At 75.7% G+C, this 6,893-nt stretch carries 2 protein-coding genes; both read left to right on the forward strand.

Annotated features, from left to right (window positions below; all coding sequences use genetic code 11):
• Nucleotides 1-5,421: SDR family NAD(P)-dependent oxidoreductase (locus ABZ876_RS38920; RefSeq protein WP_361791122.1), on the forward strand; the 5,421-nt coding region annotated here is incomplete at its 5' end.
• A 10-nt stretch (nt 5,422-5,431) separates the two neighbouring features.
• The coding region (locus ABZ876_RS38925; RefSeq protein ID WP_361791125.1) for a beta-ketoacyl synthase N-terminal-like domain-containing protein at nt 5,432-6,893 on the forward strand (1,462 nt) is incomplete at its 3' end.

Raw genomic sequence — 6,893 nt, forward strand, 5'->3', positions numbered from 1 at the left:
AGCAACGGGCTGACCGCGCCGAACGGTCCCTCCCAGCAGCGGGTGATCCGGGCCGCGCTGGCCAGTGCCCGGCTGACCCCGGCGGACGTGGACGTCGTCGAGGCCCATGGCACGGGTACCGCGCTGGGCGACCCGATCGAGGCGCAGGCGCTGCTGGCGACCTATGGCCAGGACCGGCCCGCCGAGCGGCCGTTGTGGCTGGGCTCGGTCAAGTCGAACATCGGTCACACGCAGGCCGCGGCGGGCGTCGCCGGCGTCATCAAGATGGTGCAGGCCATGCGGCACGGCGTTCTGCCCCGCACCCTGCACGCGGACACGCCCTCCCACCATGTCGACTGGGGGTCCGGCGCGGTCGGGCTGCTCACCGCGGCGCGGGAGTGGCCCGAGCTGGAGCGTCCGCGCCGGTCCGCGGTGTCGTCCTTCGGCATCAGCGGCACCAACGCCCATGTGATCCTCGAGGCGCCGCCCGAGGACACCACCGCGCCCGAGCCTGCCCCGGACGCGCCCGTCATCCCGTGGGTGCTGTCCGCGCGGACCGCCGACGGGGTGCGCCGCCAGGCGGAGCGGCTGCTCGCCACACTCGACGGCGACCCCGGCCTGGACGCCCGGGACGTCGGCTTCACCCTCGCCACCGGACGGGCCCTGATGGACCACCGGGCCGTCCTGCTCGGCGCTGACCGCGACACGCTCACCGCCGCGCTGGCCGCCGTCGCCCGGGGCGAGGACACGCCGGACGCCGTCGTCGGCGAGGCCGGGGCCGCGGGGGCCGGCGGGCCGGCGCTGCTGTTCTCCGGGCAGGGTGCGCAGCGCGCCGGGATGGGCCGGGACCTGTACGAGCGGTATCCGGTCTTCGCCGAGACGTTCGACGCCGTGTGCGCCGCGGTCGACGCACACCTCGACGGACACGCCGAACGCCCGCTGCGCGACGTCGTGTTCGCCCCCGCCGGCTCCCCGGTGGCCGCGCTGCTCGACCAGAGCATGTACACGCAGACGGCGCTGTTCGCGCTGGAGATCTCGCTTTGGGAGCTGCTGCGGTCCTGGGGCGTGGAGCCCAGCCACCTCATGGGGCACTCCCTGGGCGAGATCACCGCGGTGTGCGCGGCGGGCGTGCTGTCGCTGCCCGACGCGTGCGCGCTGGTCGCGGCCCGCGGGCGTCTGATGCAGGCGCTGCCGGAAGGCGGCGCGATGGTGGCGCTCGCCGTCGGCGAGGAGGAGGCTCAGGAATACCTCCGGCAGGCGGCGCTGACGGACGCCGTCGCTATCGCCGCCGTCAACGGCCCGCAGGCGGTGGTGATCTCCGGCGACGCGCCGGCCGCCCTGGCCGTCGCCGAGCACTTCCGGGCCGCCGGGCGACGGGTGCGCCGGCTCCCGGTGTCCCACGCCTTCCACTCGCACCGCATGGACGCGATGCTCGACGAGTTCGCCGACGTGCTGACCGGGCTGGACTTCCGGCCGCCGCGCATCCCCGTCGTGTCCAACGTCACCGGCGAGCTCGCCGACCCCGAGCGGCTGTGCACGCCCGCGTACTGGGTGGAGCACGTCCGCCGGGCCGTCCGCTTCGCCGACGGGGTGCGGTGGCTGGCCGACCAGCAGGTCACCGGTTACCTCGAGGTGGGCCCGCACGCCGTGCTGACACCGATGGTGCACGCGACCCTCGACACCGTCCTCGACGGCGGCGGCTACACCGCGGCCTCAGTGCTCGCCGCAGGCCGGCCCGAGCCGCAGGCCCTGGCGCAGGCCCTCGCCCGGACCTTCGTGGCGGGTCTGCCCATGGCCTGGGAGCGGCTGCTGCCGGGCGGACGCCGGGTGGAACTGCCGGGCTACCCGTTCGCGGGGCAGCGCTACTGGCAGGCCGCCGACGAGACCACGGCCGGTCTGCGGGCCGCCGGCCTGGGCGCGACCAGCCACCCGCTGCTCGGCGCCGCCGTGCATCTGCCCGACGGGCAGACGGTCCTCACCGGCCGGGTGCTGCCCTCCGCGCACCCCTGGCTCGCCGACCACACGGTGGGCGGCACGGTCCTGCTGCCCGGCACCGCCTTCCTCGAACTGGCCCTGCACGCCGGTGCCGAGGCGGGCTGCCCGGCCGTGGAGGAGCTGACCCTGCACACCCCGCTCGCTCTGCCGTCCGGCACCGCCGTCTACCTCCAGGTGGTCGTCGGCGCCCCCGACGAGGCGGGCCGGCGGACGGTCGGCGTGCACTCCTCGACGGCACCGCCCACCTCCGCCGCCATGGACGTACCGTCCGTGCGGCACGCCACGGGCGTGCTCGCCCCCGCGGCCCCGCGGCCGGACACCGACTGGACCTGGCCGCCGGCCGGCGCACAGCCCGTGTCCCTGGACGGGTTCTACGACGACCTGGCCGAGCGCGGCTACGGCTACGGCCCGGCCTTCCGCGGCCTGCGGGCCGCCTGGCGCACCGGGGACGAGCTGTACGCGGAGGTCGAACCGCCCATCGCACCGGGCGCGTTCGGTCTGCACCCGGCGCTGCTCGACGCCGCCCTGCACACGGTCACGCTCGGCCTGCCGGGCCTGGCCGGCACCGACGCCGGGCAGCCCCTGCTGCCGTTCTCCTTCAGCGGCGTCACCCTGGAGGCGACCCGAGCACCGGCCCTGCGGGTCCGGCTCGCCGCGAGCGGTGACGGAACCGTCTCCCTGACCGCCGTCGACACCCTTGGCCGTCCCGTCGTCACCGTGGACGCGCTGGCGCTGCGGCCGATGACCGCGGGCGCCGCCCCGGAACGGCACGGCGGACTCCACCTGCGCTGGCGGGCCCTCCCGGCCGTCGACGCCGGCGCGGTGCCGGCGGACCTGACCGTCGCCCACGTCGAACCGGGCGGCGACCTGCGGACCCGGCTGGCCGACGTACTGGAGCTCACCCAGCGGTTCCTGGCCGGACCGGCGGACACGGACGCCCGGCTCGCCGTCGTCACCCGGGGCGCGCTCATGGACCGGCCCGACCCGGTCACCGCCGCCGTGTGGGGCATGCTGCGCTCCGCCCAGACCGAGCACCCCGACCGGCTGCTCCTCGTCGACCTGGACACCTGGTCGGACCAGGCGCTCGCGGTTGCCGTCGGCACCGGCGAACCGCAGGTCGCCGTCCGCGACGAGCAGCCGTACGCACCGCGTCTCACCCGCACCGGGCCCGCCGTGCAGCCGTTGCCGGACGCCCCCGTCTGGCGGCTGGGCGAGACCGGGAAGGGCGTCCTCGCCCTCCCCGCGGGAGCGGACGGGGACGAACCCCTCGGCCCGACGCAGATCCGGGTGTCGATGCGGGCCGCCGCCACCGACCCGGACGGTCTGTCGGCCACCGGCGGCGCCGGTGTCGTCACCGAGGCCGGCCCGCAGGTCGGCGGAGTCACCGTCGGCGACCGGGTGTTCGGTCTCTTCCCGCGCGGCGACGCCCTGTCCCGGGTGGCCGTGACCGACCACCGGGCCGTCGCGCCGATCCCGCGCGGCTGGAGCTTCGCCCAGGCGGCCGCGGCCCCGAGGTCCTTCCTCACCGCCTGGCACGGCCTGGTCGACGTGGGCGGCGTACGAGCCGGACAGCAGGTGCTGGTACACGCCGCCGACACGGAGCTCGGCCTGGCCGCCGTCCAGCTCGCCCGGCACCTGGGCGCCGAGGTCCACGCCACGGCCCCCGTCGACGCCTGGGACGCGCTGCGCGGCCTGGGCGACCTGGACGAGTCGCATCTCGCCGAGCCGGGAGCCGACACCTTCCCCAAGACGGTCCCCGCGGGCCTGGACGTGGTGCTGGACCCGCTGGGCGGGGACATCGCGCCGGCCTCCGCCGCGCTGCTCGCCGACGGTGGCCGCTACGTGCCCCTCGCCGGCCGGTACGAGACACCGGGCGACGAGCCCCACCAGGGCGTGGCGCCGGTCGGCGTCGCCGACCTCGACCCCGCCCGGCAGGGGGAGCGCCTCGCCGCCCTCACCGGCCTGTTCGGCCGGGGCGTGCTCCAACCGCCGCTGGTGCGCGCCCACGACGTGCGGGCCGCCGCCGAAGCCCTCCGGCCCGACCGCACCGCACCAGCGGTGCTGACGATCCCGCGGCCGCTCGACCCCGACGGCACCGTGATCGTGACCGGCGCGAGCGGCACGCTGGGCCGGCTCGTCGCACGGCGGCTCGTCACCGACCACGGGATACGGCATCTGCTGCTGCTCAGCCGCAGCGGCACCCCGCTGCCCGAGGACTTGCTCGGCGAGCACGTGAGCGCGCTGCCGGTCGCCTGCGACGTCGCCGACCGCGAGCAACTCGCCCGGGCGCTGGCCCGGATACCGGCGGAGCATCCGCCGACCGCCGTGGTCCACACCGCCGGCGTCCTCGACGATGGCATCCTCCAGTCCCTCACCCCGCAGCGGCTCGACACCGTGCTGCGGCCCAAGGCGGACGCGGTGCGGCATCTCGACGAGCTGACCGCCGACGCCGATCTCGCGGCCTTCGTGGTGTTCTCCTCGGTGGCCGGCGTCCTGGGCTCACCCGGCCAGGCGAACTACGCCGCCGCCAACGCCTACCTGGACGCGTTCGCCGCACGCCGGCACGCCGCGGGCCGGCCGGCGGTCTCCCTCGCCTGGGGCCTGTGGAACGAGACCAGCGCCATGACGGCCGGCCTCGACACCGCCGACCGGGGCAGGATCGCCCGCACCGGGCTGCTGCCCACCGGCACGGAGGAGGGGCTGGCGGCCTTCGACCGGGCCCTGTCCGCCGCCGTACCGTTCGTCGTCCCGGTGCGGGTCGACACCGGCGCCCTGCGCGCCGACACCGCTCCGGTGCTCCTGCGAGACCTGGCGCCCCCCGTCCACCGGCGGGCCGCCGCGGACACCGTCCCGGCGGCGCGGCAGGAGGAGCCGCTGACGAGCCGGCTGCTGCGGATGCCCGCCGAACGCAGGCGCGAGACCCTGCTGGAGCTGCTCCGCACCGAGGTGGCCCGGGTGCTCGGGCACACCGACCCGGCGCAGGTACCCGCCGACGGCGCGTTCCGCGACCTCGGCTTCGACTCGCTCACCGCCGTTGAACTGCGCAACCGGATCACCGGCAGCACGGGCCTGAAGCTCAGCTCGACCGCCGTCTTCGACCATCCCAGCCCGAGCGCCCTGGCCGACCACCTGCTCGCCGGCCTCGCCCCGGCACCCGCCGCGGCGCAGCCCACCGGCGAGACGACCTACGAGCAGGTGATGGCCGACCTCACCCGCATCAGAAGCCATCTGACCGCACTGCACCTCACCAACGCCCAGCGCACCGCGCTGGCCGAGACCTTCCGCAGCATGTCGGAGCCGTGGACGCCACCGCAGTCCGCGGCGGAGGCCGAAGAACACGTGCCGGCCGGCCTCGCATCGGCGTCCGCGGCGGAAGTCCTCGACTTCGTCACCAACAGCCTCGGCATCTCCGTCTCCGGCGACGAATCGCCCACCGACCACAGTTGAGAGTGAGCTCATGCCCACCGAAGAAGAGCTGCTGAAGTACCTCAAGGCGGTCTCCGAGGAACTGCACGCCACGCGTGGCCGGTTGCAGGCCCTGGAGAGCCGCCGCACCGAACCCGTCGCGATCGTCGGCATGGCCTGCCGGCTGCCCGGAGGCGTGTCCTCGCCGGACCACCTGTGGGACGTCGTGGTCAAGGGAGAGGACGCCATCGGCGAGTTCCCCGCCGACCGCGGCTGGGACGTCGAGGCGCTGTACGACCCCGAACCCGGCAACCCCGGCAAGACCTGCACCCGCTCCGGTGGCTTCCTCGCCGACGCGGCCGACTTCGACCCGGCGTTCTTCGGGATCGCCCCGCGCGAGGCGCTGGTCATGGACCCGCAGCAGCGCCTGATGCTGGAGGCATCCTGGGAAGCCCTGGAGAGCGCGGGCATCAACCCCCAGACACTCAAGGGCACCCGCACCGGCGTGTTCGCCGGATCCTTCCACCACGACTACGACCCCGGCGGCGGCAGCGTCGGCAGCCTCGTCTCCGGGCGCGTCTCCTACCACCTGGGTCTTCAGGGCCCCGCCGTCACGGTGGACACGGCGTGCTCGTCCTCCCTGGTCGCCCTGCACCAGGCGGTGCAGTCACTGCGCGAGGGCGAGTGCTCGCTAGCCCTGGCGGGCGGTGCCACCGTGCTGTCCACGCCCGGGGTGTTCGTCGAGTTCTCGCGCCAGCGCGGGCTGGCCGCCGACGGCCGCTGCAAGTCGTACGCCACCGCGGCGGACGGCACCGGCTGGGCCGAGGGCGTCGGGGTCATCGTCCTGGAACGCCTCTCGGACGCCGAACGCAACGGCCACCGCGTCCTCGCGGTCGTGCGGGGCACCGCGGTCAACCAGGACGGCGCCTCCAACGGCCAGACCGCGCCCAACGGCCCCGCACAGCAGCGGGTCATCCGCGACGCGCTGGCTGCCGCCGGGCTGACCCCGGCGGACGTGGACGTGGTCGAGGGCCACGGCACGGGCACGACCCTCGGTGACCCGATCGAGGCGCAGGCGTTGCTGGCGACGTACGGCCAGGACCGCCCGGTGGAGCGGCCGTTGTGGCTGGGCTCGCTCAAGTCGAACATCGGTCACACGCAGGCCGCGGCGGGCGTCGCCGGCGTCATCAAGATGGTGCAGGCCATGCGGCACGGCGTTCTGCCCCGCACCCTGCACGTCGACGAGCCCTCCCGGCACGTCGACTGGACCGAGGGCCACGTCCGGCTGCTCACGGAGAACCAGCCCTGGCCCGAGCTGGAGCGTCCGCGCCGCTCGGCGGTGTCGTCCTTCGGCTACAGCGGGACGAACGCGCACGTGATCCTGGAGGCGGTGCCGGAGGAGACGGCGTCGGTCGAGGCAGCCGTGTCTGCTGGGTTGGTGCCGTGGGTGGTGTCGGCGCGGAGTGGGGCGGCGTTGGGGGAGCAGGCGGGGCGGTTGCTCGCGCATGCGGCCG

Source organism: Streptomyces sp. NPDC046931 (genome assembly GCF_040644655.1).
Taxonomy (GTDB): domain Bacteria; phylum Actinomycetota; class Actinomycetes; order Streptomycetales; family Streptomycetaceae; genus Streptomyces.